18 protein-coding genes, 1 tRNA gene, 3 pseudogenes and 1 other annotated feature are annotated in these 22,889 nt (G+C 59.0%); of the genes and pseudogenes, 13 read left to right on the forward strand and 9 right to left on the reverse strand.

Annotated features, from left to right (window positions below):
* The first annotated feature begins 50 nt into the window (after positions 1-50).
* Positions 51-127, forward strand: a tRNA-Met gene (locus tag GVK95_RS11240).
* Positions 128-511: 384 nt separating this feature from the next.
* Here the strand turns inward: GVK95_RS11240 and GVK95_RS11245 are convergent.
* Entirely contained in the window at positions 512-1,150 is a 639-nt protein-coding gene (locus tag GVK95_RS11245; protein WP_159949559.1) for a hypothetical protein, read from the reverse strand.
* Between the two features lie 40 nt (positions 1,151-1,190).
* Between GVK95_RS11245 and GVK95_RS11250 the strand changes: the two are divergent.
* Positions 1,191-1,466 (forward strand): annotated as a pseudogene (locus GVK95_RS11250) (helix-turn-helix domain-containing protein); the annotation flags it as partial.
* Between the two features lie 468 nt (positions 1,467-1,934).
* On the opposite strand, the gene GVK95_RS11255 reads toward GVK95_RS11250, so the two are convergent.
* On the reverse strand, positions 1,935-2,681 hold the full coding sequence (locus tag GVK95_RS11255) for a glucose 1-dehydrogenase (protein WP_159949561.1): 747 nt from the start codon (positions 2,679-2,681) through the stop codon (positions 1,935-1,937).
* A gap of 99 nt (positions 2,682-2,780) precedes the next feature.
* On the opposite strand from GVK95_RS11255, the gene GVK95_RS11260 reads away from it, so the two are divergent.
* The 8 genes and pseudogenes from GVK95_RS11260 to GVK95_RS11295 form a co-directional block, all read left to right on the forward strand.
* The gene (locus tag GVK95_RS11260; protein ID WP_159949563.1) at positions 2,781-3,146 is read left to right on the forward strand and encodes a helix-turn-helix domain-containing protein; all 366 of its coding nucleotides are present in this window, start codon (positions 2,781-2,783) and stop codon (positions 3,144-3,146) included.
* A gap of 314 nt (positions 3,147-3,460) precedes the next feature.
* Positions 3,461-3,945, forward strand: a pseudogene (locus GVK95_RS11265) (transposase); the annotation flags it as partial.
* Positions 3,946-4,113: 168 nt separating this feature from the next.
* Positions 4,114-7,173, forward strand: a complete 3,060-nt coding sequence (locus GVK95_RS11270) for an AAA family ATPase (RefSeq protein WP_159949565.1) — start codon at positions 4,114-4,116, stop codon at positions 7,171-7,173.
* A 43-nt stretch (positions 7,174-7,216) separates the two neighbouring features.
* Positions 7,217-8,395: a YcaO-like family protein gene (locus GVK95_RS11275; protein WP_159950259.1), complete on the forward strand. Its 1,179-nt coding sequence runs from the start codon at positions 7,217-7,219 to the stop codon at positions 8,393-8,395.
* An 8-nt stretch (positions 8,396-8,403) separates the two neighbouring features.
* On the forward strand, positions 8,404-9,171 hold the full coding sequence (locus GVK95_RS11280; protein ID WP_159949567.1) for a TfuA-like protein: 768 nt from the start codon (positions 8,404-8,406) through the stop codon (positions 9,169-9,171).
* Positions 9,172-9,206: 35 nt separating this feature from the next.
* Entirely contained in the window at positions 9,207-10,391 is a 1,185-nt protein-coding gene (locus GVK95_RS11285) for a hypothetical protein (RefSeq protein WP_159949569.1), read from the forward strand.
* Positions 10,392-10,408: 17 nt separating this feature from the next.
* Positions 10,409-11,104 carry a hypothetical protein gene (locus GVK95_RS11290; protein ID WP_159949571.1) on the forward strand — a complete coding sequence of 232 codons (696 nt, stop codon included), beginning with the start codon at positions 10,409-10,411 and terminating at the stop codon, positions 11,102-11,104.
* A 348-nt stretch (positions 11,105-11,452) separates the two neighbouring features.
* A pseudogene (locus GVK95_RS11295) lies at positions 11,453-11,838 on the forward strand (transposase); the annotation flags it as partial.
* Positions 11,734-11,822, forward strand: a sequence feature (AL1L pseudoknot). (Overlaps the previous pseudogene by 89 nt.)
* 132 nt (positions 11,839-11,970) lie before the next feature.
* Here the strand turns inward: GVK95_RS11295 and GVK95_RS11300 are convergent.
* The 6 genes from GVK95_RS11300 to GVK95_RS11325 are packed head-to-tail and all read right to left on the reverse strand — an operon-like array spanning position 11,971 to position 18,107.
* Positions 11,971-12,495, reverse strand: coding sequence for a hypothetical protein (locus GVK95_RS11300; RefSeq protein WP_159949573.1), 525 nt, complete (start codon positions 12,493-12,495; stop codon positions 11,971-11,973).
* A complete protein-coding gene (locus tag GVK95_RS11305) occupies positions 12,488-13,798 on the reverse strand; it encodes a hypothetical protein (RefSeq protein WP_159949575.1) in 1,311 nt (436 codons plus the stop codon). The genes GVK95_RS11300 and GVK95_RS11305 overlap by 8 nt, the downstream gene beginning before the upstream one ends.
* Positions 13,795-14,556: an ABC transporter ATP-binding protein gene (locus GVK95_RS11310; protein ID WP_159949577.1), complete on the reverse strand. Its 762-nt coding sequence runs from the start codon at positions 14,554-14,556 to the stop codon at positions 13,795-13,797. The genes GVK95_RS11305 and GVK95_RS11310 overlap by 4 nt, the downstream gene beginning before the upstream one ends.
* A complete protein-coding gene (locus tag GVK95_RS11315; RefSeq protein WP_159949579.1) occupies positions 14,553-15,605 on the reverse strand; it encodes an iron ABC transporter permease in 1,053 nt (350 codons plus the stop codon). Before GVK95_RS11315 ends, GVK95_RS11310 begins: the two co-directional genes overlap by 4 nt.
* Position 15,606: 1 nt before the next feature.
* On the reverse strand, positions 15,607-16,692 hold the full coding sequence (locus tag GVK95_RS11320; RefSeq protein ID WP_159949581.1) for an ABC transporter substrate-binding protein: 1,086 nt from the start codon (positions 16,690-16,692) through the stop codon (positions 15,607-15,609).
* 50 nt (positions 16,693-16,742) lie between these two features.
* Positions 16,743-18,107: a hypothetical protein gene (locus GVK95_RS11325; protein WP_159949583.1), complete on the reverse strand. Its 1,365-nt coding sequence runs from the start codon at positions 18,105-18,107 to the stop codon at positions 16,743-16,745.
* Between the two features lie 106 nt (positions 18,108-18,213).
* Between GVK95_RS11325 and GVK95_RS11330 the strand changes: the two genes are divergently transcribed.
* The 3 genes from GVK95_RS11330 to GVK95_RS11340 are packed head-to-tail and all read left to right on the forward strand — an operon-like array spanning position 18,214 to position 21,075.
* Entirely contained in the window at positions 18,214-19,278 is a 1,065-nt protein-coding gene (locus tag GVK95_RS11330; protein ID WP_159949585.1) for an ABC transporter substrate-binding protein, read from the forward strand.
* 5 nt (positions 19,279-19,283) lie between these two features.
* Positions 19,284-20,342 (forward strand): iron ABC transporter permease, encoded by a 1,059-nt coding sequence (locus GVK95_RS11335; RefSeq protein ID WP_244618750.1) that lies wholly within the window; start codon positions 19,284-19,286, stop codon positions 20,340-20,342.
* Positions 20,335-21,075 (forward strand): ABC transporter ATP-binding protein, encoded by a 741-nt coding sequence (locus tag GVK95_RS11340; RefSeq protein WP_159949589.1) that lies wholly within the window; start codon positions 20,335-20,337, stop codon positions 21,073-21,075. The genes GVK95_RS11335 and GVK95_RS11340 overlap by 8 nt, the downstream gene beginning before the upstream one ends.
* A 277-nt stretch (positions 21,076-21,352) precedes the next feature.
* Here the strand turns inward: GVK95_RS11340 and GVK95_RS11345 are convergent, their stop codons facing one another.
* The gene (locus GVK95_RS11345; protein ID WP_159949591.1) at positions 21,353-22,804 is read right to left on the reverse strand and encodes a M20 family metallopeptidase; all 1,452 of its coding nucleotides are present in this window, start codon (positions 22,802-22,804) and stop codon (positions 21,353-21,355) included.
* Positions 22,805-22,889: the final 85 nt, after the last annotated feature.

Genomic DNA, 22,889 nt, shown 5'->3' on the forward strand with positions numbered 1-22,889 from the left:
CGCCAACGCAAAAACGTTGGCGTGTCGCGCAAACCAAAGTTTGCGCTTGGCGCGGGGTGGAGCAGCCCGGTAGCTCGTCAGGCTCATAACCTGAAGGCCGCAGGTTCAAATCCTGCCCCCGCAACCAGTTCATGCATAAATCGCTCATCACACCGATATAACAAGCTTAACCGCCAATCTTCCTCACCGCCTCTGTAACTCAGGGGCGGTTTTTGCGTTTAAGGGCATGACTTGAGACCCAATCTCCCTCCAGCTTACGACCGAACAGACACGCTGCTTCGGTAATCCTCCCGGCAAATAACGGGCTTCAAAAGTTGAATTTTCTCAATAAGAAACTCGTATTGTTGTATGTTTGATACATCGCTAGCCTGGGTCGCAGGTTCAAACTGGTTCAAGGCGAAACCCTACCCGTCAGTTCGGAGGGAGATCCGCCTGTCCGTATCCACGCGCTCGCGAAACGACGTAGGCGTTGGGCGCATCCACCCAGGCGAAGTGACCGCAATCGATGACCTCATGCCGGCAGTTCGGCAGTATGCGCTGGAGGAGGTCTCCATTTGACGGCGGCACGAGCGGGTCGACTTGTCCTGAGATGAACCAGCACCGGCGTGACGACTCTCTCGGCGAGCGCCGGGAGTTTTGGCAGGTCCGTCGGATAGGCGCGCACAAAGGCCGCCGCCTCAGCGAAGCGTCCATTTGCAGAGGAGAGGCGATAGTCCTCCATCACATCCTGAGGCGTCGGAACTGTTATGAGCGCCTGGATCATGCCGACAATCGGTTCAGCATCGGGACCGACGTCGAGTGCGTCTTCCGGGGCCTCAATGTTTCCTCGGTGTTGCTCGCCGAGAAGGTCCATGCCGGTCCCACCGCTCCCGACCGTGAGGGTTGCAAAACGCTCAGGTTGCTCGGTGGCTGCGAACAGGAACGCTGTCGTGCCGATGTCGGGACCGATGGCATGGCAGCGCTGGATGCCAAGTTCGCCGAAAAGCCTGAGGATGAAGCCGCCCATGCCTTCGGGAGTCAGGGCGCCGCGACTTGCGTCCGACATACCGAAGCCAGGCAGGTCGATCGCAACGAGCGGACCGAGTTCGGCAAGTTGAGGCCAGATCAGTCGGAACGCGTAAACGCTCTCTGGCCAAGGGCTGGTCAGCACGATCGGCATGCCTTTGTTGGCGCCACCACGGACGAGCCTGGAGGTCGCGCATCTGTCGCCGCGCCAATTCAGCCGAGCGGTTTAGTCCGAGACCGGGCAATCACCAGCCAAAGCATTCGAGAATATGCGCCTTGAGGCGGCTCGGGCAATATTGGAAGACACGAGCCATCCCATTGATCTGGTTGCTCAGCAAACGAGCTTCGCAGATCGCGATCGCATGCGGCGCGCGTTCATGCGGGCTTACGGTCAGCCGCCGCAAGTTATCAGACGCGCGGCCAATACTGGAATTGCAGCGGCGTGGGCAGATCAGAGATAATTGGCACTCAGGTCGTCACCGAAAACCGGACAATGAGGTAGGTCCTCATTTGATGATCAATTCGCAGCGCACCAACGATCTGATGCCGCCGACAACTTCAGTTTTATGCGCCTGTTGGAAGCAGGGCACGATCATGCGTCTTTGCTGGCCTGACCCTGCGCTTCTCGGCGCAGGAACGCCCAGTCAATCTGTTCTGCCATGGCAGGACCCAGTACTAACCCATTTCACTCGGTTCATATTCTACCCGAGGCGGAAACTGAAAGTCGTCGATCCCGGAAGCCTGTATTGGCTGATGATGTGTATCATAACTCAGCTTTATCGGTCGAACATGGACTGCAAGCTGTCGGGGAGGGGCATGTATTCCGCAAACACCTGACGGAGCCTGGCAGAGCATGCAGCATACCTTTGCCTGGAGCTCAGGGAAACGGCCCCAAGCAGGAAAGCCCGGAGCCGGAATTCCGTCGGTCGTCAGACTTGTGCGGCTCCGCCGTCAACGAACACCTCGCTGCCTGTCATGAAGCTGCTTTCGTCCGAGGCGAGGAAGAGTGCCACCGCCGCCGTCTCCTCGGGGTTTCCGACGCGACCCAGCGGTATCTGCGCGGCCAAACTCGCCAGCAACGCGTCGTCCTCTCCGGCATTTACCAAGCCCCTGACACCGGGCGTGTCGGTGGCGCCGGGAGAGAGCACGTTCACCCGAATGCCTGTCCCTCTCAGGTCCAATGCCCAGCTCCGGGCCAAATTGCGGACTGCAGCCTTTGTCGCGCTATAGACGCTGAATGCAGGCGTTCCCCTCGATCCCGTGGTCGAGCCGGTGAGAATCACGGATCCCCCGGCCTGCATGAGCGGCAGGGCCTTTTGCACTGTAAACAGCGTTCCCTTCACGTTGACGTTGAACGTCAGATCAAACGACGCCTCGTCGATAGCGCCAAGCGGCGCCATATTTCCGAGCCCGGCATTGGCGAAGAGAACGTCAATGCGTCCGCTCTTCGCACGGACCGCCGAAAACAGCCGGCCAAGGTCATCCAGACGCGAAACGTCACCCTGCACGGCAGTCACGCCGGCGCCGATCTCCTCCACCGCCCTGTCCAGCTCTTCCTGACGACGGCCGGTAATGAAAACCTCCGCGCCTTCCGCTACAAACCGTTTGGCCGTCGCCAGACCAATGCCACTGTTGCCACCGGTTACAACGGCGATTTTTCCTGCAAGCTTACCCATCTCTATCTCCTATAAAATGATGACCGCCCGAAGATAGAGACTTGCTTTTCGTCCTTCCAGTATGCACCTTTTGGTAAGTATCTAATTGGAGTATCCAAAATGGAAAAACCGGGCTTTGTCTGCGGACTGGACGCAGCCTTGGCTGTCATGGGCGGCAAATGGAAACCTTTGATCCTGTTCCACCTTGCCCACGAAGCCCGACGCTATGGTGGCCTGAGGCGCGCCATCGGCAATGTCAGTGACAAGATGCTCATTCAGCAACTCAAGGAACTGGAAGCTGACGGGATCGTCGAGCGATTCGACTTCAAGGAAATCCCGCCGAAAGTCGAGTATTCCCTGACACCATTCGGCCAGACGCTTGCTGGAGCCTTGAAGCCGCTCTGCGCCTGGGGAGTGGACCATATGACCGAAGTCGAAAAGCTCATGCTACGCCGCCACGCTTCTGACATGGAGAGAGTGGCCTGACCGTCAGAATAATCCAGTTTCGAGCATGATGAAGCCGTTCAAGGCGCGGTCCAGCCGCTCGTTCGGGTTAAGGGGGACAGGCAGATCGATCCGCCACCCTTGATCGGATATTGATCGCGCGACGTTGCCCTTGCTGAGCGCTGCGACCGTGGATGAACGGCCGCAGATCCTCACTTGCTGTCGGCGGTCTAATGGAGTTTCCGTAGAGTATTTGTTACTTCCTATGGTGCTCCCGCTTTGATCCCCAAAAACTGGATCGTTTTTGATTGGAGTTTTCCGCGCTAAATTCCCGGCTGGGAACAGGAGCGGAAACGATGAAAGCATCGAACTTTTCGAACGCCCAGAAGGCGTTCATTCTGAAACAGGGTGATGACGGCGTGCTTGTGGCTGAGATTTGCCGAAAGGCAGGCATCAGCCAGGCGACCTACTTTAATTGGCGCAAGGAATACGCGGGTCTGCTGCCCGAGGAGATGCGCCGACTAAAGGCGCTTAAGGATGAGAATTCCAGGCTGAAGAAGATTGTCGCCGATCTGGCGCTGGATCGGGAGATGCTCCAGGACGTCATCCGGCGAAAGCTCTGAGGCCTGCCCGCAAGCGTAAGCTGATCGACGGGATGCTGGTGGATTGGGGGATATCGATCCGGCGGGCCTGCAAGGTCCTGATGTTCGACAACCTGAGCTATCACCACAAATCCCGAAGAACCGGGCAGGTCCCTCTCGAAAGACGGATCAGGGAGATATGCGAGATGCGGGTGTGCTATGGATATCGCCGAGTGCATGTCCACTTGCGCCGTGATGGCCATCAATTTACGGCGAGATTGCCGCCCGACTTGAAATGACCTTGGCTCTTGGCTCAGAGCAAAGTTGCAATAGGATTCCTGGGAGCGGCGGGGAACCACTACGCTAGTGCCCGTCACATATGCTATATATTCTGCATCCGAAATACACGCGAGCCGTAGGAGTGGCGGATGCTCGAAAGTCGGGTCAACAAACTACGACAACCGGCGAAACCTTCACGTCGCAAGGCGCGCCCCTTCGAACATGCTGGCGAGCGGCGGATGGTAACCGCCCTCTGTTTCGATCTCGTCGGGTCTACGGGACTTCTCCAGCGCCTCGACATAGAAGACTATCAGGAATTGATGGCCGCATTTCAGAATGCAGCGAAACAGTCAATAACATTTCATTCCGGCGTCATGCTACTCGAGGCCGGCGATGGCGGCGTGGCACTGTTCCCGGATGCCCTGGGCGCGAAGGATGCGGCATCGCTCGCCATTCGCTCCGGTCTTGGGATCGTCGAAGGCTGCGCGCGCGTTGGTCGGGACATTTTGCGTGACGACTTGCATGTGCGCGTCGGGATCGCGACATCCGTGGCGCTTATTCAAGAGACGCAGAACGGGCCGGTTGCCGCCGCGGCACTGGCAATAGCCACCCGTCTGCAAGAGATTGCCCCACCGGATGCCGTTTTTGTTTCGGAAGAGACACGTGACCTGGCTGGCAGGTCGCATGCTTTCGTTTTCGAAGGCGACAGGGTTCTCAAGGGCTTCACGCTGCCGGCAAAGGTGTGGCGTGCACTTGGACACAAGATCGAGGTCAACCGGTTCTACGCGTTCGGTCGTCTTGGTGGTCCGTTCATTGGCCGCGAAAGCGAGTTGAGCACGATCGCCGCCTGCTGGGAAAGAGTCCCCGTGACGGGTGGCGAGATACTCCTGCTCGAGGGAGATGCCGGCATTGGAAAGTCGCGCCTTTTGCGGGAGGTCCGAAAGATCACTCGCAACCAGCGATCAGGGCTGTTTTTCTTTCAGTGCCTGCCAGGGGGACATCGGGCGACGCTGCATCCTTTGTTGAACACTTTTACCGGCGCAGCATCCGGACAAAACGACCAGCCGGGTCTGTCGGCTTCTGCCGTGGCCGCCGCTTTCGAACGAAACGGAATTCGCGACGTCGAAGCGATTGAAACATTTTCACATTTGCTGGGTGCCGTTGGACGAAATCACGCGCTTGCCGATATCGGCCCCAAAGCCATTCGGGAAAGGGCGCGTCGCGCCGTGTTTCGCGTGCTCGCAGCCTTGTGTGCGAACGGGCCCATGGTCCTTGCAGTTGAAGACATCCACTGGATCGATCCAACCTCGAAGGATTTGCTGGTCGAAGCCGCTCGGCTTGTGCGCCAATTTCCGATTCTCCTCGTTGCGACCTCCCGTCTCGGGTTTGGGACGGATTGGCTAGATGCAGCCAACCCCACGCGTCTGATCCTGCTCCCGCTTGATCGTGACGAAACCCGGCAGGCAATAGAGGCACGATGGCCTGAGCAGCGGCAGGCTATGCTTCCCGGACTTTACGACGTCATCGAGAGGATATCCGGCGGTGTTCCTCTCTTCATCGAGCAAATTGGCCAATGGGTTTCGGAGAACGTTGACGCCGACACGATGAACCTGTCGGAGAACGTTACACCCAGCAATGTGTCAGCATTCGAGGAAATATTGAATGCGCGCCTCAACGATCTGGGCACTGCGAGGGACGTGGCGCGAGCGGGAGCCGTTGCGGGCAATCGGTTCACGCTGTCGCTCCTTCGCGCGCTGTTGCCAGGATTGGGTAAGACCTCGTTGGCCAAAGCCGCTGATACCTTGACCGACGCTGGGTTCCTAATGCGGATCAGGACGCGAGGGCACATCGCCTACGGTTTCCGGCACGCTTTGGTCCAGGAGACTATTTACAAGACGCTCTTGCGCAAGCAGCAGCAGGCCTTGCATCGGCGCCTGTTCGTTGCCGTCAGTCGAAGCCGCCAGATGGCTGCGTGGATCGACACCGGAACGCTGGCCGAACATGCGGAACGCGCGGGGCTCCACGAAAACGCCATCGATCTGTATACTGCGGCAGGGAGGGAAAGTTCGAGCCGATCGGCGATGATAGAGGCGCGTAACTATCTGGAGCACGCCTTGGCAATGTGCGACCGCTTGGGCGAAAAACACACAATCGAACCTTATCAGCTGTCCGCGCTGACTTTACTCGGTCCTATCCTGACCGGCCTTGTCGGACAGAATTCGCTCCCGGCACGCAAGCTCTATGAAATTGGCGTAACCATCGCCCGCCGGCAGCCGATGGAGGATCAATCCAGGTGGTTTCCGATCTACTGGGGTTGGTGGCTGACAGGATCGGATTTTCGCATCATGCACGATCGTGCTTTGCAGGTGCAGGCAATGCTGTCCGGGGTGGACGATCCGGAGATCAAGCTGCAAGTCAACCACTGTATCTGGGCCATTGATTTCAACCTCGGCAACCATCGAGAGACCCAGTCCGCGATCAATGCGGGAATGGCGCTTTATGAGGAGCAATCGGCTAAGACCAGCCGAACGTTGTTTGGCGGCCATGACGCGAAGGTATGCGGCCTCGGGCAACTGGCGCTTTCGCTGTGGCTCACAGGGCAATCGAAAGCCTCTGACACAGCGCTTTCGAAGATGGTCGCTTTCGCGGACCGGATATCGCATGTGCCAAGCAAGGCGCATTCGCTGGATACGGAAGCCGTGTCGGCATTTTACCGGGAGGACCATGGGCGTCTGGCCGAAATTTCCGAAAGAATGGCCAATTTCGCGAAGCTGCATGATATGCAGTCGCTGTCCGGCTTGTCGCTGCTCTTTGCCGGATGGGCTCTTGCGCATAGCGAAAGCCTCGACAGCGGGCATGCAATGTTTGGCGAGGGGCTGTCGCTCCTTAAAAGCCTTGGTACCGTGGCAGATCTGCCGATCTATCTCTACATGCACGCCACTCTGCTCGGGCTTGCTGGAAAATTTGAGCTCGCGGTCGAGGTCACCAATGACGCGATCGAAAAGGCCAGGGAGACCGGTCATGCCTATTGGCTCGCCGAGCTTTATCGTCGCCGAGCGGTTCTTCACGCGCAGCTTGCCCCAAACAACGGTTCCATTGCCGCTGACCTTCGCTCGGCTGTAGAGTTTGCTGAGCGCCAAGGTGCCAAGGCGCTTCTAACGCGGGCGAGACGTTCAATTCAGGAGCTAGGCGTTGCCGGTCAGCTTTGATCCCACGGGTCTGAAGACGAACGATCCGTCAGATATTGACGGGATGCTTGCGCGTTTTCACTGCGCCGTGGTTTCCGGCCTTGGCAACCCCCTGCCGTCACCTCCAGATCTCGAAGAGACCACGCAATGCCTGCGTGCTGTTCTACCACTCTGCCGTCGTGCGCGCATCACTCGGCTGGGCGATTTGACCGGACTTGACCGGATCGGCCTGCCGGTGGCTCAAGCCGTTCGACCCGCGGCCCTTTCTGAAGTCACGTCACTCGGACGGGGCCTGTGGATGGCGTCGGCGGCAGTGGGGGCGATTATGGAATCGCTTGAGCGGTTCTATGCAGAAGCCATCCCTTCGGAGCTTGTCTTCCATGCGACGGCAGATGAAATCAAAATCGCTGACGGCATGTTTGAAAATCTCCTGGTACCCGATCGCCGGAGCAACTGGCGGGCAATGATGATACCCTGGGTCACCGGCATCGACATAGCGGCAGGTATTCCCCATCCAGTCCCGCTAGAACTCGTTCATACCTGCTACACGGATCCCCCACTGGCCCAGGATGGCATCTTCGAGCGCACGACCACGGGTCTCGCCTGTCACATGACTGTCCTCGATGCGTTTCTGCATGGTCTGTTTGAATGTATCGAGCGGGACGCTATCGCTCGCGCGTTTGTTACGCACGGCTTCTTTGATCGAATGCGCATTTCTCTGCTGGGCCTGGGGGAGGGAGTTGATCATATACTGTCTGTTGTGGGCGAGCGCCCCATTTCTTTCGGTCTTTGGCTCGTCCCTTCGCCGGCAAATGTCCCGGTGGTCTGGTGCCAGACGATCGAGACAGGCCCTGGCGAGCCTATCCTTGCTCTTCCGACCGAGGGCTATGCCGCGGGGACGAGCGTCGCGGCTGCGGCGGTGAGTGCGATGCTTGAAGCGTTGTCGGCACGCGCGGGGGCTATATCGGGTGCGCGCGACGATCAAACCCGGAAGCACTACAAGCGCAGTACCGACGCCATCGTCGCCAAAGCCCGCCAGCTAATTCTTATGGATACGTCCGGGTTGCCGCATCCGTCAGTTGACGCGCTGGCCGTTCCGGATCTCGGCTCGCTCATCGATAGGGTACTGTCCGCCGGTATGGGACCCATTTTGGCTGTCCCGGTGGGAGCGGATGTCAAAACCGGCGTCCAGTGCATAAGAACCATTCTTCCTGGAGCCACTCCCTTTTCAATCCTGCGGTGAGTGTTCATATGGTCGATGCAAGCGCGGAAGGTCCGATCGTGGTGTTTCTTGGCCCGACGCTTCGTTTGGCCGAAGCTGAGCGGGTGCTGGATGCCATCTACGTCCAGCCGGCCGCGCAAGGCGACATTCTACTTGCTGCCCACGCATATCACCCACGGGCGATGGTCCTGATCGACGGCCAATTTGAGGACAGGCCGGCTGTCCGACACAAGGAAATCCTCTGGGCGATGGCGCAAGGGATCGTCGTGATCGGCGCGGCAAGCATGGGTGCGCTTAGGGCCGCTGAACTCAATGAATTCGGCATGATCGGTGTCGGCCTGATCTACCGGTGGTATCGGCGCTGGCGAATGGCGCCCGACGATGCAGTCGCTGTTCTCACAGGCCCGCCGGAACTTGGCTTTATCCCTTTGACGCACTCCCTGGTCGATCTCCAAAGGACGTTCACCAAACTGGCACGCCAGAATTTCTTAATCGCCGCAGAGCGCGACGTGTTGACAGAAATTGCACGAAACACGAACTTTCGAGAGCGCCGTTTCGAGGCGATCATGCGGGATGCGGGGTACCGGGAGGAGCGGGTCAACGAGCTGTACCATCATTTGGTGGGACAAAAGAGACTGGACGCGCTCCTGGCCCTGCGGAATGCACGGATCCTGGTAAATCGGGACCGTAAGGGGTTCGCGCGCAGCGCGTGGGTTGCAACGAACACCTTCGTCCGGGATCTTGAGGCTGGCGGCATTGACTCAAAATTAGTAAACTCTTATAAGTTAAATTCCTAGTTGCGAGTTCTTCAATCGGGGGGGGCATATGTGCGATGCGCCTGCTTCTGGACGATTCCCTCGACTCCTCGAGTGCGCATGTCGGCACGCGCTTCTGGATCTATCCACAGCCTCCCTTCATTCCCGGATACGAACAGCCCGATCGTGTGTGGCTGTCGATACAACGCGATGAAATCGGCGAGGGCCCCAGTGACCTTTCCATGTATATCGCCGATCCACTCTATGAAAAGCAGCCCTACGGCTTCGCGACCCTGCCGCCATTCGACGGAGCAAAGCGCCCACCGGTGAGGCCGGGGCCGGACCGTCACTTCGACAATATCGATCCAACCTCGCGTCCTTTCCTTGCCGTTCACGCTTATGCCTGCGTACGTTTCGTTCTCGACATCTGGCAGAGTTATCTGGGGAAACGCGTTCACTGGTTTTTCGACCAGACCTTTCCAAGGCTTGAAATCGTGCCATTTGTCAACTGGGACAACGCCCAGGCGGGCTACGGCTTTCTGGAACTTGGGTGCTCCGACGTCGACGGCATACGAAGGCCTTACGCGTTGAATTTCGACACGATCGCGCACGAGGTCGGGCATCTGATTATGCTGTCGGAGACGGGCGTGCCAACCGCCACATCGCCCGACAGCGACTTCTTTTCCTACTCCGAAGCCTTTTCGGACTGTGTTTCGCTGATCTCGCTGCTGCATTTCGATTCCGCGATTGACCGGCTCCTGCGGAGAACGAGAGGCAATCTGCTGCTTTACAACGAACTGAACCGCTTTGCCGAAACAAGCCCCGAGACGCAGATCCGCCTGGCAACCAATTTCCGGCAAATGTCTGCAGTGACGCGGGAGGTGCATGATCGCGCGTTGCCGTTCGTCGGTGCGATCTTCGACAGCATCGTTGCGCTTTATCATCGCGAACTGGTCGCGAAAGGTTGCGCCGACAAGCGGCTTCTGGAAGTCGACCTCCGGGACCTGGCATGGGACGAATTTGATACGTTTCGTCAGGCGACGGCGGAGGCATTCAGTGCCAGGCCATTGTATTTCAAGCAGGCGCTGACGGCCGCACGTGATGCGGTGGGCACGGCCTTGGCGGCTTCGCTGAATGCACTTGATCCGAGCATGCTGCGACTGGACCAAGCGGCAGGCGCGGTCATTGCCGCTGCGGACGGGCCTGCGGCCGAACTGCTGGCGGAGAATTTTAAGTGGCGTGAAATCATCGGATCGAGGTAAAGGCAAAGGAGAGTGCGATGAGCGACTGTAGCAGTCATCCCGGTGTGGGGCCGATTCTGGAAGGTCTGTCCGAGCCGGATTATCTGTCTTATAATCCGAGTGAAGTGCGCCTCTACGGCAGGCCCGCCATCCATCGGCCAATTTTTAAGCTTTCGGATGAGACTATCAGCAGTCAAATCTCTGAAAAATTGCAAGGGCTTACCGTCGAGTCTGCGGAGATGCGGAGAATTGTTGAAGCGGTCAAAGAAGTGGCTGTCCTCAAAATCACCAGCGATGAAATATTCGGCATAGTCAATCAGCAGATCGTTTTTGCTATTGTCGATCACAATCTCAAGCTCCAGCAACTTCCCGTCGATATCGGCGTTCCATCGAAAAATTTCCGGGGCGATGACGGGCGTTATATAAAGAGCATTGGCGTGATTTACGGCTATGCCTATGAGGGGCATTGCTACACGTTGCCAAAACCTCAGATCATGTATTTGCCGGAAGAAGCGCATGCCATCAAAGGTGGCGATTGCGGCTGCGATTGCGGCTATGTTCCCGAACTCGGCTATGTCGTGTGGCAGATAGACAAGCTCGAACGCGTCGTAGCACTCGACGTCCGCTCCGACGATCTCAAGACGCTGGTGCTGGACGAAAACATGCCAGGCAATCGCTCGCCACTCGCCTATGCGCAGACGATGGCCTTGGCCCCGCAACGGCACCGGGACTGATGGGAAGGATTCACGCAGGTTGTGCCCGCTAGCAGGTGATCTTTTGTCGTAAGGCTTATGAGGCGAAAACTTCAGATGGAGTTGCCTTGCCTGTCTAAGCTATTGGAATATAAGACACTGAATGCTGTAATTTGATTTCTTCCAAGTGGAGGGGTTTTGCAAGCCTCGGTGCGATCAGGCCCCCGAACCAAATTTTAAAAACACCTCCGCACAGCACGCGGAGGTTTTTTGTTTTTAGGTCAGGTATTTAAGACGATATTGGACCCGGGCCCGCCGAACCGACGGATAAAGACCTTGAACCGCCCCGGCTTTGCCGGAGGCTCCAACTTCTGAGAAAGTGGAGCCACTATGAGCACGACAACGAACAAGTTTTCAGCTGAAGTCCGTCAACGTGCCATTCGTATGGTGCTGGATCACGAAGCAGAACACTCGTCCCGGTGGGCTGCCGTTTCATCTATTGCGGCCAAGATTGGCTGCTCGCCAGCCACGCTGCACGAATGGGTGAAGAAGACCGAGGTCGACACCGGCAAACGAGCAGGCCTGCCGAGCGATGTGGCGGAGAAGATGAAGGCTCTGGAACGGGAGAACCGGGAGCTTCGTCAGGCGAATGAGGTTCTACGCAAAGCCTCGGCGTATTTCGCCCAGGCGGAGCTCGACCGCCCTCTGAAGCGATGATTTCCTTCATCGACGAACACCGCTCCGTGCTCGGCCACCGCCGACTCCTGGAGCCCATCGGGAATATCCCGCCAGCCGAGGCCGAAGAACGATACTACGCGATGCTGGACGCGCCAGCCAGGGCCGCATAATTTAAACCAAACGGTCTCCGGCAAAGCCGGGCCGGTTCAATATGAGCGAGGCGCCGCCTGCTACTTGCCATCCAAAGCAACAACGGACGCACTGTAAATCTGCTCCGCTGCGACTTGCAGCAATCGGTTTGCCATTTCAGCTTTCAGAGCTTCGTGGCGCGCAACTTCCTCCTGTGTCTTGTCCTTCTTGGCGCCCAGTGTCACGAACTCCTCTCGGACATGCCCAGGCTTTATTATCGCTTCCACCGCTTTATCGCGATAGGTGAAGCGAAACACATATGGCCCCGGATGGTCGTTGATCACATCCTTGCCACCAATCGACTTGTCAACGACAAGGCGTCCGTCAGTCAGGGCGCGCGTTACCATCTCGAGCGCGTCCCGGCCGCCGGGACCGGAGAATGCGGTCAGTACCGAAACTTCCCGCCTTTCCAACGGCATATCGGACAGCAGTGGAAACGCTGCCTGCATCGCTTTCAGCCCATGCACCACGCCACCGGGAAACCCGCCGCCGTGATAGGCGTTGATGTCGTTAAAGGAGAAGGTAAGGTCCTTGCCGTTTTCACGGACGGTAATGGTGTCATACATCGAGATAAGCCTTGAGGTTCGGTACGAAGCGATCGAGGAACCGGGTTGTGGCCGGCATGAAATGTGAGCCGTGATGGAACATCGGATCGAGGGAGGAAATGATCATCCGGCCGGGCGTTGAAACTGTGTCCTCGTAGAGGATGGCGCGGCCTTCGCCATCGTGCGCAAGCACGGTAGTACCTTCCGGTGGAACGAACCAGCCGTGCAGGTGCCATGTTGCCTCCCTATGGCCGATACCACGCATAAGCGGGTGATCTGCCGCGGCATCCGTCACCCGGACCCCGAGATCGGCCGAGGGATCGAGCCACCACCACCAATTGGTCGGTGTGGCGGTGAATTTGATGGCGGGTAGCCAGAGATCCGACCTGCTTTCGCCGAGCGCGACGACGGTTCCACCCGACTGCAGATGCCGCATAATAGTTGCTTTCTGGGCAATCATGCGGTTTGCCGGCGTGCGGCACGGAACCCAGAGAACATCATCCGGCTGCAATAGCTCTGGAAGCTCTTCCGGCGCGCAGATGATGTCGAAGATCGTTGTATGGGCCGGGCCTTCGAGACTGCGAATGTTGTAGTAGGTGCCCGAGGTCGGCGCGACGATGCGCCTTCCCTTGCTGCTGGACATGCGCATACCGCCATAGTTCTCGGAAGAGGCTAGCGGCAGGTTTTCTGCAGGACGAGCGGGAGAGACCGGCCACGGGTTGAGACAGGTTCCGCCATTGGCCCATTCGATGATGCGACGGGTAAGCTCCGGCGCTAGGTTCCATTCAAGCCCCATCGAGCCAAGATCATTTCCGGCATGGGAGAAGATGCGGCCACCCTGCGGTCGTGCCCAGACCCAGTCGACCGGAACATTGGCCGCGCCCAACCCGTTGATCGCTGCCGCTCCGTTCGGCAGGGGATTGCAGCCGCGCCCATAGAAGCCGGCGACACCCTTGTTGGTCTCCAGCATCTTCAGGTCTATGGCTTCAAAAAGTGGATGTGGATTGATCGGGGAAAGATCGAAATCGGGCCGCTTCGGATCGGCGATAGGGCGATACTGTGCCACGCCATCGACCAACGGCCGGACGAAGTGTCCATTGAAGAACCAACGTCCGCCTGCGTCGAGAAAGGCGGTGATCGCATCCTTGATCGCCAGCATGGCATTCTGGTCGAGTTGATTGTCGGTGACCAGTCCCTGATGGGCCAGTAGAATATCAGCCGTAAGGTCTGCCTGCGCGACGATTGTCACCTCGCCACGCGCTGCCGCTTCCCTCACGGTATCGGAAGGTTCGTCGAAGGAGGATTTCAGGTAGATCGTGGTCATGCCGCGACCCCTATGCCGGAGAACGCGGGCAGGATGGCGCGACGCGGTTCACCGGTCGGGCCAGTCACCTCGACCCAGCGCATCGGCACACCGTAGAGTTCGGAGAGAAGGTCAGGCTGTATCATCTCGGCGACGGTGCCGTGCACCTCGTGTCCGCCCGGCATCATGAGAAGCACATCGTCGGCGGAGGCCAAGGCATGGTTCGGATCATGTGTGGAGAACAGGATCGCCTTGTCCCGGCGCAGCCTCAGTGTGTTCAGGAGTTCGAGCGTGCGTGACTGGTTGCCGAGGTCGAGCGCCGACGTTGGCTCGTCGAAAATCAGGGCAGGTGAGCCAGTGGCGAGCGCGCGGGCAATCAAAATCATCTGCCGTTGGCCGCCGGACATCCGGTCGTAGCGCAGATCCGCCAGATGGCATGCACCCAGTTCGACCAAGGCTGCCTCTGCCGAGGCGCGGTCATCCGCCGAAGGCTGGCCGAACAGGCCAAGCCTTGCTGCACGGCCCATGACGACAACCTCCAGCCCTGAGAGCTTCGCCTGCGAAGCGCCGTGCTGCGGCACGTAGCCTGCGATCTTCGGTGCGGTTCGTGCACCTTTTGCCAGCGGCTGGAAGCCGAGCAAGGCACGCAACAGGGTGGTCTTGCCACGTCCATTGGGGCCGAGAACCGCCATTGTGCGACCGACGGGCACGTTGAATGTGATACCGGAAAACAGCGTGCGGCTGCCGAAGGAAACGGATGCGTCGGTAAATCCGATCATGTGTGGTTCGTCTCCCTGAAATGGCGTCGCAGCAGCACGGCGAAGACCGGGGCGCCGACCAGCGCGGTCAACACGCCGAGCGGGATTTCAGCCGCCGTCAGCGTCCGGGCCATGGTGTCTATGAAGGTCAGATAAGCCGCGCCGAGAAGCGCCGAGGCCGGTATCAGTGCTCGGTGGTCGTCACCAACAAGGATGCGTGCAGCGTGCGGCACGACGAGGCCGATCCAGCCGACAATGCCGGCGACCGCGACCGACGTGCCGGTCATCAGCGAAATCGCAACGAAGATATACCAGCGTTCCCGGTCCGGATTGACACCGAGGGAGCGGGCCTCTTGTTCCTCGAGCGCCAGCAGGTTGAGCCGGTAACGCAACATCCAGACAACGAAGAGGCCAAGGCCCATGCCCGGCAAGGCAAGCCAGAGGCGTGGCCAGGTGGCGGTCGAGAACGAGCCCATCAGCCAGTAGACGATGGCGGGCAGTGAGGTGTTGGGGTCGGCGAGGAACTGCACGACGGAGACCAGTGCCGCAAACAGCGCGCCGACGATCATGCCGGCGAGGATCACAGTGATAACTTCGGTTCGCCCGTTGATGCGTGCGAGAAGCCCGACGATCACCAGCGCTGACAGGCCGAGGATGAAGGCCATGCCGAGCAGAACCACGCCGGAATAGCCAAACAGGATGGCGAGCGCGCCGCCGAAGGCGGCACCCTGGCTGATGCCGAGCACCTGCGGCGAGACCAGCGGATTGCGGAACACGCCCTGTAGTGCCGCGCCGCCGACGGCGAGAGCCGCGCCCGACAGCGCCGCCAGAAGCACGCGCGGCAGACGCACGAGCAGCACGATGCGTTCGTCCATCTGGGTCGGCGCGGCATCCGGGTTGAGGATCGCCGCGAGCAGGATCTCGCCGATCCGTGGCACTTCGACGGAAAAGCGCCCTGCGCCGATCGCAAACAGCATGCTGGCGATCAGCGCCAGCACCATGAGCCCGAACGTGCCTATCCGAAAGCCGATCAGATTTCGGCGTCCGCTGTCCATCGCCGCCATCGCCATCTTACTTCGCCTTGAACTGGGCGTAGTCGGTGGCGTCGCCCTGCATGCCGATCCACAGGATGCCGTCGATGTCCTCGTCGGTCAGGTCGTAGTTGTAGAGTGTCTTGTAGGCCGTTTTCATCTCGCCGCGCAGATCGTACTGGAAGATGTCGGGATGCATCAGATTGGCCAGCCACATCCAGGTCAGCGGGCTTTCCTGGTTCGGCGGATCCCAGCGATAGCCGCCCAGCGGCAACTTGTAGACACGCTTGTCCTGGGCGGCCTTGGTCAGCGACAGGATCGGGTCGTCATAGATCCGCTCAAGGCCGAGCTTGGCCTCGAAACTGTTGAGGAGAATGACGTCGGGGTTCCATTCGGCGATCTGCTCGGGGCTGATCGTCGTGCCCTGGCCCTCGAGATTGGCCGAGACGGAGATGGCGCCGGCCAGATCGACGTAGAAGGCGGCATAATTGCCCTTGTCACCCGACGCAGTCAGGCTTTCCAGCGCGCGGCCGAGATACAGGATGCGCGGCTTCTTCTCGACCGGAATGTCCTTCGACCGAGCGGCCATTTCGGCGGCCACCTGGTCGCGCCAGCCATTGATCATCTCGGCGCGCTCGGGCTTGCCCATCGCAGTCGCCACCATCGCCTGGTACTGCTTGGTCTTCTCTTCCGAACCGTAGGAGATCAGAAGGGCATTCAGGCCGGCATTGACGATCGGGTCGACCAGGTCCGGGCCGCGATCGGCCCACTGGATCACCAGTTCAGGATTGGTGGCCGCCAGTTCCTCGACGTTGGGAATGAAGTTCGGCGCAGTGATGTCGGAGGGTATGTCCTTGGCTTCGGGAAATATCTTGCCCAGTACACCTTCGACGATTGCCGACTTGGCAGTCGGGTTCATGCCGACCAGTTTAGAGGTTCCGCCGTCCATGGCGATGATCGTCGAGGCCATCGGGATCGGGATCGAGGCGATCCGCTCTGCGGGCTTTGTAAGCGTGACAACGCGGCCTTCATGGTCGGTGATGGTGATTGGGTCGGCGAGCGCTGGGATGGGTTGGAGGATGGCGAGGGCTATTCCCGCGATAGCGATGGGAATTCGGATGGTCATCGAATGTCTCCAAAAAATGGATTGAGTTGTGTATGGGAGCGGATGGTTCATTAGCGGGCCGCGGCCGTGAAGCGTTGTGGGCGGTGGCAGTCGCACATGACCCACGACAGGTTTGGGTAAGATGGTCTTTCCGGCTTCGGGGTCGTGCCTCTTGCGGCAACGATGCCGTTGCAGATGTCGCGCAGCAGGCAGGGGCCGTGCTGGCCATGATCTGGATAACGCACGATGCTGTCGCCGTTGTGCATGACCAGGTAGCCACCCTTGTCGTCGGAGGTCGGGTATTTCCACAGCCAGTCCGCAGGTTTGGGGTCGTCGGCAGGGCCGATGTCGGTCAGCCAGATGGCGCCCTCCGGCATGTCCGTCCAGCCGCGCGCGTATTGGCCGAAAATGCCCTGCCAGCCGTCGAATTCGTCGCTGACATTCGAGAAGAAGCCGAGCGGGTCCTGCCGGACGCGTACTTTCAGGTTGGTGAAAGGGCGTGGTGCAACCGTGCGGAACGTCGACATGAATGGCAGCCACGCAATGGCCGGCTGGCTCGACAGGATGAGATGCCCGCCGCGCTCCAGAAAGGCGAGAAAATCGGCGGCCCTGCTGCGCAGGAATATTTCGTCCGTGTTGTTGGGGATGTAGATGAAATCGGATTCCCGCAGCACGGTCTCATCGAGATCATAGAGACCGTGGTAGCGAAGGGTGATGCCAGTTGCCTCGAAGGTTTCGGCCAGCCCGGGCGGTTCCCAATCCCAGGTGCTGTCAAGCGCCCGCAGATAGGTAAGGTTCAGTGTCTTTCTTTCCCGGTCGATCCCGAGTTCGCGATTTAGCCATGGATAGAATGCTTCGAGGAACCGGGTGGTGGCCGGCATGAAGCGCTCGCCGTTGTGGCCGTGCGGATCGAGCGTTGTCACCATCAGGCGGCCGCCGCCTTGGAGATTTCGGAAGTCCATGAAGAGGCTGAGGCTGTCGTCGTCAAGCGTCAGGATGTGCTCGGCGTCGGGATGTTTCTCCAGTGCTCCCATCCAGTGCCAGCTCATGTCCGCAAGTGAAATGGCGTCGCAGATCGGATGCCGAGGCTCCGGCTGCCGGACCTCGAGATAGGGATTGGGGCGTGTCCACCAGAGCCAGTCTCGCGCGTTGACCGGCTGCCATTTGAGATCGACCACATCAATGATGTTCTCGATGTCGCGGATCGAAAAAACGATAAGAAAGCCGCCATTGCGGACATAGTCGTTCAATTGCCGGGCGTGCGCTCTCAGCTCGACGCAATCCATGACATCCGGGATGATGATGGCGGCGTAGGCGCCCAGATCATGCCGATCCAGTTCGCGAAGATAGAGCATGTCGTCGAGCAGATGGGCAAAGTCCTGGAAGCTGCGCACCTGCGCGGCGTTGCCCCATGTCACATAGCCTATCTTTCCCATGCCCCATCCAATTTTTACCTTGCCATAGGTGGCAGATATCTAAACTTGACATAAATAGTCAATATATCATATCAGGTCCGCGACATAACAATGCGGGGCAAAGATCATGAAGACTGTTGTTTTTACCGGCCTTGCGGCAATGCTGGCGGTTTCGGTCGCTCACGCCGCTGACAAACCGATCAGCTTCGAGGATCACCGCGGGCAGAAGATCGAATTGGCAGCGCCTCCCGAGCGGATTGCGACGATCATCCGGGCAGCGCCGTTCATCTATTATTCGGCCGATCGCACGACCGATCACATGGTGGCGGTGAACGCGGATTCGATTGCCCGCATGAAGAACTTCGTCTATGCGGACCTCATTCCCGAATTGCTTGAGCTCGACGGAACGGCTGCCCGCGACGGCTTTGCCCCGAATGTCGAGGCAATCCTGGCAACAAATCCGCAGCTGGTGATCCAGGCCATGCACAACCCGGACCTGATCGAGCCACTGGAGCGCGTCGGCCTGAAGGTTGCCGCCTGGGGGTGCTGCTCGGAGCAGCAGCGCCTTGACTACATTACCATGAGCGGCATCATTTCCGGTCATCCGGAACGGGCAGAAGCGACGCTCAAGCTTCACTATGATTCCAACGCGGCGATGAAGGCGAAGTTCGGTGAACTGGCGGACGACAAGAAAGTCAGCCTCGTCTATATCGAGAAGCTCGGCGACCAGATCCAGGTCGTTGCCAATCCCTCGCAGGATTTTTCCCTGAGCGGCATCAAGAACCTGGCGGCGGACGATAGCGGCGAATGGTGGAAGAATGTCGACGTGGAGCAACTTTTCACCTGGAACCCGGACATGATCATCATTCCGGCCCAGGCCGTGACGCTCAACCCGTCCGATTTCTATGCGCATCCCTTGCTTTCCGGTATGGATGCGGTGAAGAACAAGCGCGTCTATAAGGTGCCTAAGTTCAACGCCTCGCCAGATTCCCCGGAACTGTTCCTGTCGGCCGTATGGCTCGCGATGGTTGCTCATCCGGAAATGGGGCCGATCGACCAAGACTTCCGCAAGACTGTTCGCGATGCCTACGTGACGATCTACGGTCGCGAACCGGACGACGCCCTCGTCAACCGTATTCTTGAGTTGGAGGCAAACAGCCAGGCTCCCGGATACGCAGCCCTGTTCAAGTAATGTCCATGGTCTCGACCAGCGAGACAATTTCACGCCAGCACGGCAGGAGCGCAACGCCTGCCGTGCTGGTGCTGTTTGCAGTGCTCGTCTGCCTCATCCTCGTTTCGATCACCATTGGGCGCTATGACCTCGATGTGCTGAAGGTCATCCGCATCCTTGCCGACAATCTGATGCCGGCGAGCAACTCCGACTGGACGGTGCTGGAGGAGCAGGTCGTGGAACTCGTGCGCCTGCCTCGGATCCTGGCCGCAGTGCTGGTTGGCGCCGGGCTTGCGGCATCAGGTGCCGCTTTGCAGGGCCTGTTTCGCAACCCACTGGTCGATCCGAATATCATTGGCGTCACCAGCGGCGCCGGCTTTGGCGGGACGCTGGCCATCCTGTCGGGTATCTTCGGTTATGGTCTTTTCACCATTGCCTTCCTCTTCGGGCTGGCAAGCGTCATGATTGTCAAGGTGCTGGCAAGTTCGCGCGGCAGGACGTCCGTTCTGGCACTTGTGCTGGCTGGCGTCATCATTTCCGCCTTCTTCGGTTCGGCGATCTCGATCGTGAAGCTGCTCGCCGATCCCCACCAGAAACTGCCGGCCATTACCTACTGGCTGATGGGCAGTCTGGCGTCGACCAATTACGAAGACCTTCTGCTGATGGCGATGGTCATGGTTCCAGCGTTGGCAGTGATCTACCTCATGCGGTTTCAGATCAATATCATCTCGCTTGGCGAGGAGAAGGCGCGGGCGCTTGGATCACCGGTCGCGACGGTTCAGTGGGCAGTCCTGGGTGCAACCGCCGTCATCTCGGCCGGCGTGGTGGCCTGCTGTGGAATCATCGGCTGGGTCGGCCTCGTCATTCCGCATGTGGCACGGGTCATTTCGGGGCCTGACCATGGCCGTCTGCTGCCGGTCTCCATCCTGCTCGGGTCGATTTACATGCTATTGGTCGACAACATCGCACGAACCGCCACAACGGCTGAAATTCCGGTCGGAATCATAACGTCGTTGATTGGCGTTCCGGTTTTTGCCGTCCTCCTGCGGCGCATGCAGAGCAGAGGAGGCTGGAAGAGTGATTGAAGTCCGCAATCTGTCTGTGGAACGCGGCGGCCGACCGGTCCTCGAAGGATACGATCTTGCCATTGCCAACGGCAGCGTCGTGGCGATTCTCGGTGCCAATGGTGTCGGCAAGACCAGCCTGATCAATACCATCGCGGGTTTGCTGCCGCCGAGCCGAGGCAAGGTCTATTGCCAGGCCCGTATCGGCTACGTGCCGCAGCTTTTCGATGTCGCTTTCGATTATTCCGTCACCGACATCGTTCTGATGGGACGGGCCCGTCAGCTCGGCTTGTTCGGGACCCCTCAACAACGAGACTACGACGCCGTCCACCGGCAGTTGACCATGCTCGGTATCAATCATCTTGCAAAACGCTCGTTCAATGCGCTGAGCGGCGGCCAGAGGCAGCTTGTCATCATTGCCCAGGCGCTCGTGTCGGAATGTGAGGTTCTGATCCTCGACGAGCCCTGTTCCGCGCTCGACTATCACAATCAGGCCGTGGTCATTTCGGTTCTGGACCGGTTATCGCGCGAGCACGGCATGACCGTGCTGTTCACCACCCATTCGCCGCAACATGCGTTGGAAATCGCCAGCGACGTGTTGTTGATGTATGGCAGCAACGAGTTCGACTTTGGCCCGACGGCTCGCATTCTCTCGGAGACGAGCCTTGCGCGGCTATACGGGGTCGAGGTCCGCAAGGCTTCGTTCGACAGCGACGACAGCTTCACTTACGCTCCCTTGTTTCGAAACGGCTAGGCTCACTTCTCCTGCCACCAAAGGGCTTCAGGTTCGATTTCGTTCAAGGCTGCCGATTTTTAAAGTCTATGTCCCATCAGGCCTCCGCAAGCAAATATCCCTGCGATCCCAATAAAGCTCTCTCGTGGGGCTTTTTGCGTTTTTGGACTATCACCTCGACACGTCGAACGTGAACGAAATCCAAAACATTGACCTCTACCCAACACTCTTCCGGAAACTGAAGGGAAATCGGGTCTGAGCCAGGCATCGGAAAGGACGATCCGCATCGGCAGAAAGCTTATGCATAGACTACCGTGTCCGGCATCACAGATTCCGGTATAGGGCAGATGTAGGGCTGATCACTGATTTTCTCGAGCCACTCCGCTTTCGCGTTGGCCAGCAATTGCGGTGACGTTGCGAGGTCAAGCCCGGTTGCGGCCATTGCTTTTGCGGCATGGATCATTGCCTTGTGGGCGGCGGGGCTGCGGCCTTGTGCAACCACCTGCCAGGTATGCGGATTGGTGCCGATCGCCCATGCAGGCGCCCAGCATTGCGCGGTCGGCGTGACGCGGCTGACATCGCCGACATCGGTCGAGCCGGCGCGGAAATGCGACTGTCCTTCGAAATCACGCAGGCCCAGATGCAGCGGTGTCGTGCCATCGATCTTCTCGTTGGAAAAGACATCCTTGTTGATCTGGTAGAGCCGGATGCTGCTGCGGATCGCCTCGCCAGAAAACGTCGCCTGGATCCCGGCCGCAAAATCGATGTCCTTCTGGTCAAAAGGCACAGGGCCGATCGAAACCAGATTGGCATGGATGGCGTTTTCAAGCGTCAGATTGGGCAGGAGATTGGTCGCGGCCGTATCGAAGACGATCTCGACTTCGGTTTCTGTCATCATCGCGGCTCCACGGGCCACTTTGTCGATGCGCTCTGCCAGCGCTAACGCTTCCGACATTTCCGGTGCGCGCACCAGATAGAGCACTTCCGCCTTGGCCTGCACGACATTGGCGGCGCGTCCACCTGCATCGGTGATCGCATAATGCACGCGGCAATCCTGCGGCATGTGCTCGCGCAGGAAGTTGACGCCAACATTCATCAGTTCGACGGCATCGAGTGCCGAACGCCCGAGATGGGCGGCATTGGCAGCATGGGCCGCCACGCCCTTGAAGCGGTAGTAATATTCGAGAACGGCGAGATTGTTGGTCGAACGCACGCCGTTGAAGGGGGCGGGGTGCCAGGTGAGCGCCGCATCGACATCGGCAAAGGCACCGGCCCGAACCATGAATGTCTTGCCGGAGCCGCCTTCTTCGCCTGGGCAACCGTAATAGCGGACAGTGCCCGGCAGGCCATTGGCTTCCAGATGTTTGGCAAGCGAGATGGCCGCCAGCATCGAGCCGCTGCCGAGAAGATTGTGGCCGCAGCCATGGCCGCTGGCACCCGAGGCCAGTTCTTCCTGTTTGGCAACGCCGTCTTTCTGGCTCATGCCGGCCAGCGCGTCATATTCGCCGAGAAAGGCAATGACCGGCTTGCCACTGCCATATTCGCCGATGAAGGCTGTCTTCATGCCGGCAATGTCCTGGCGCACCGAAAAACCGTTCTGCTTCAGCGTGTCGATCAACAGGTCCGAGGATTGGACTTCCTGGAACTTCAGTTCGGCAAATTCCCAGATCCTGTCACTGAGCGTCGTGAATGTCGGCGCAAGGTGATCGATGGCCGTGGTGAGCGATTGCAGGGCGGCGGTATCGGGCATGCTATGTCCTCGGGAAATCAGGTCTGTGGCGCAGGAATTGATGTCCGCTGATTTTGACTGCGGACGAGCGGGTGGCGCGGCGTCC

Source organism: Rhizobium sp. 18065 (assembly GCF_902706095.1).
Lineage (GTDB): Bacteria > Pseudomonadota > Alphaproteobacteria > Rhizobiales > Rhizobiaceae > Allorhizobium.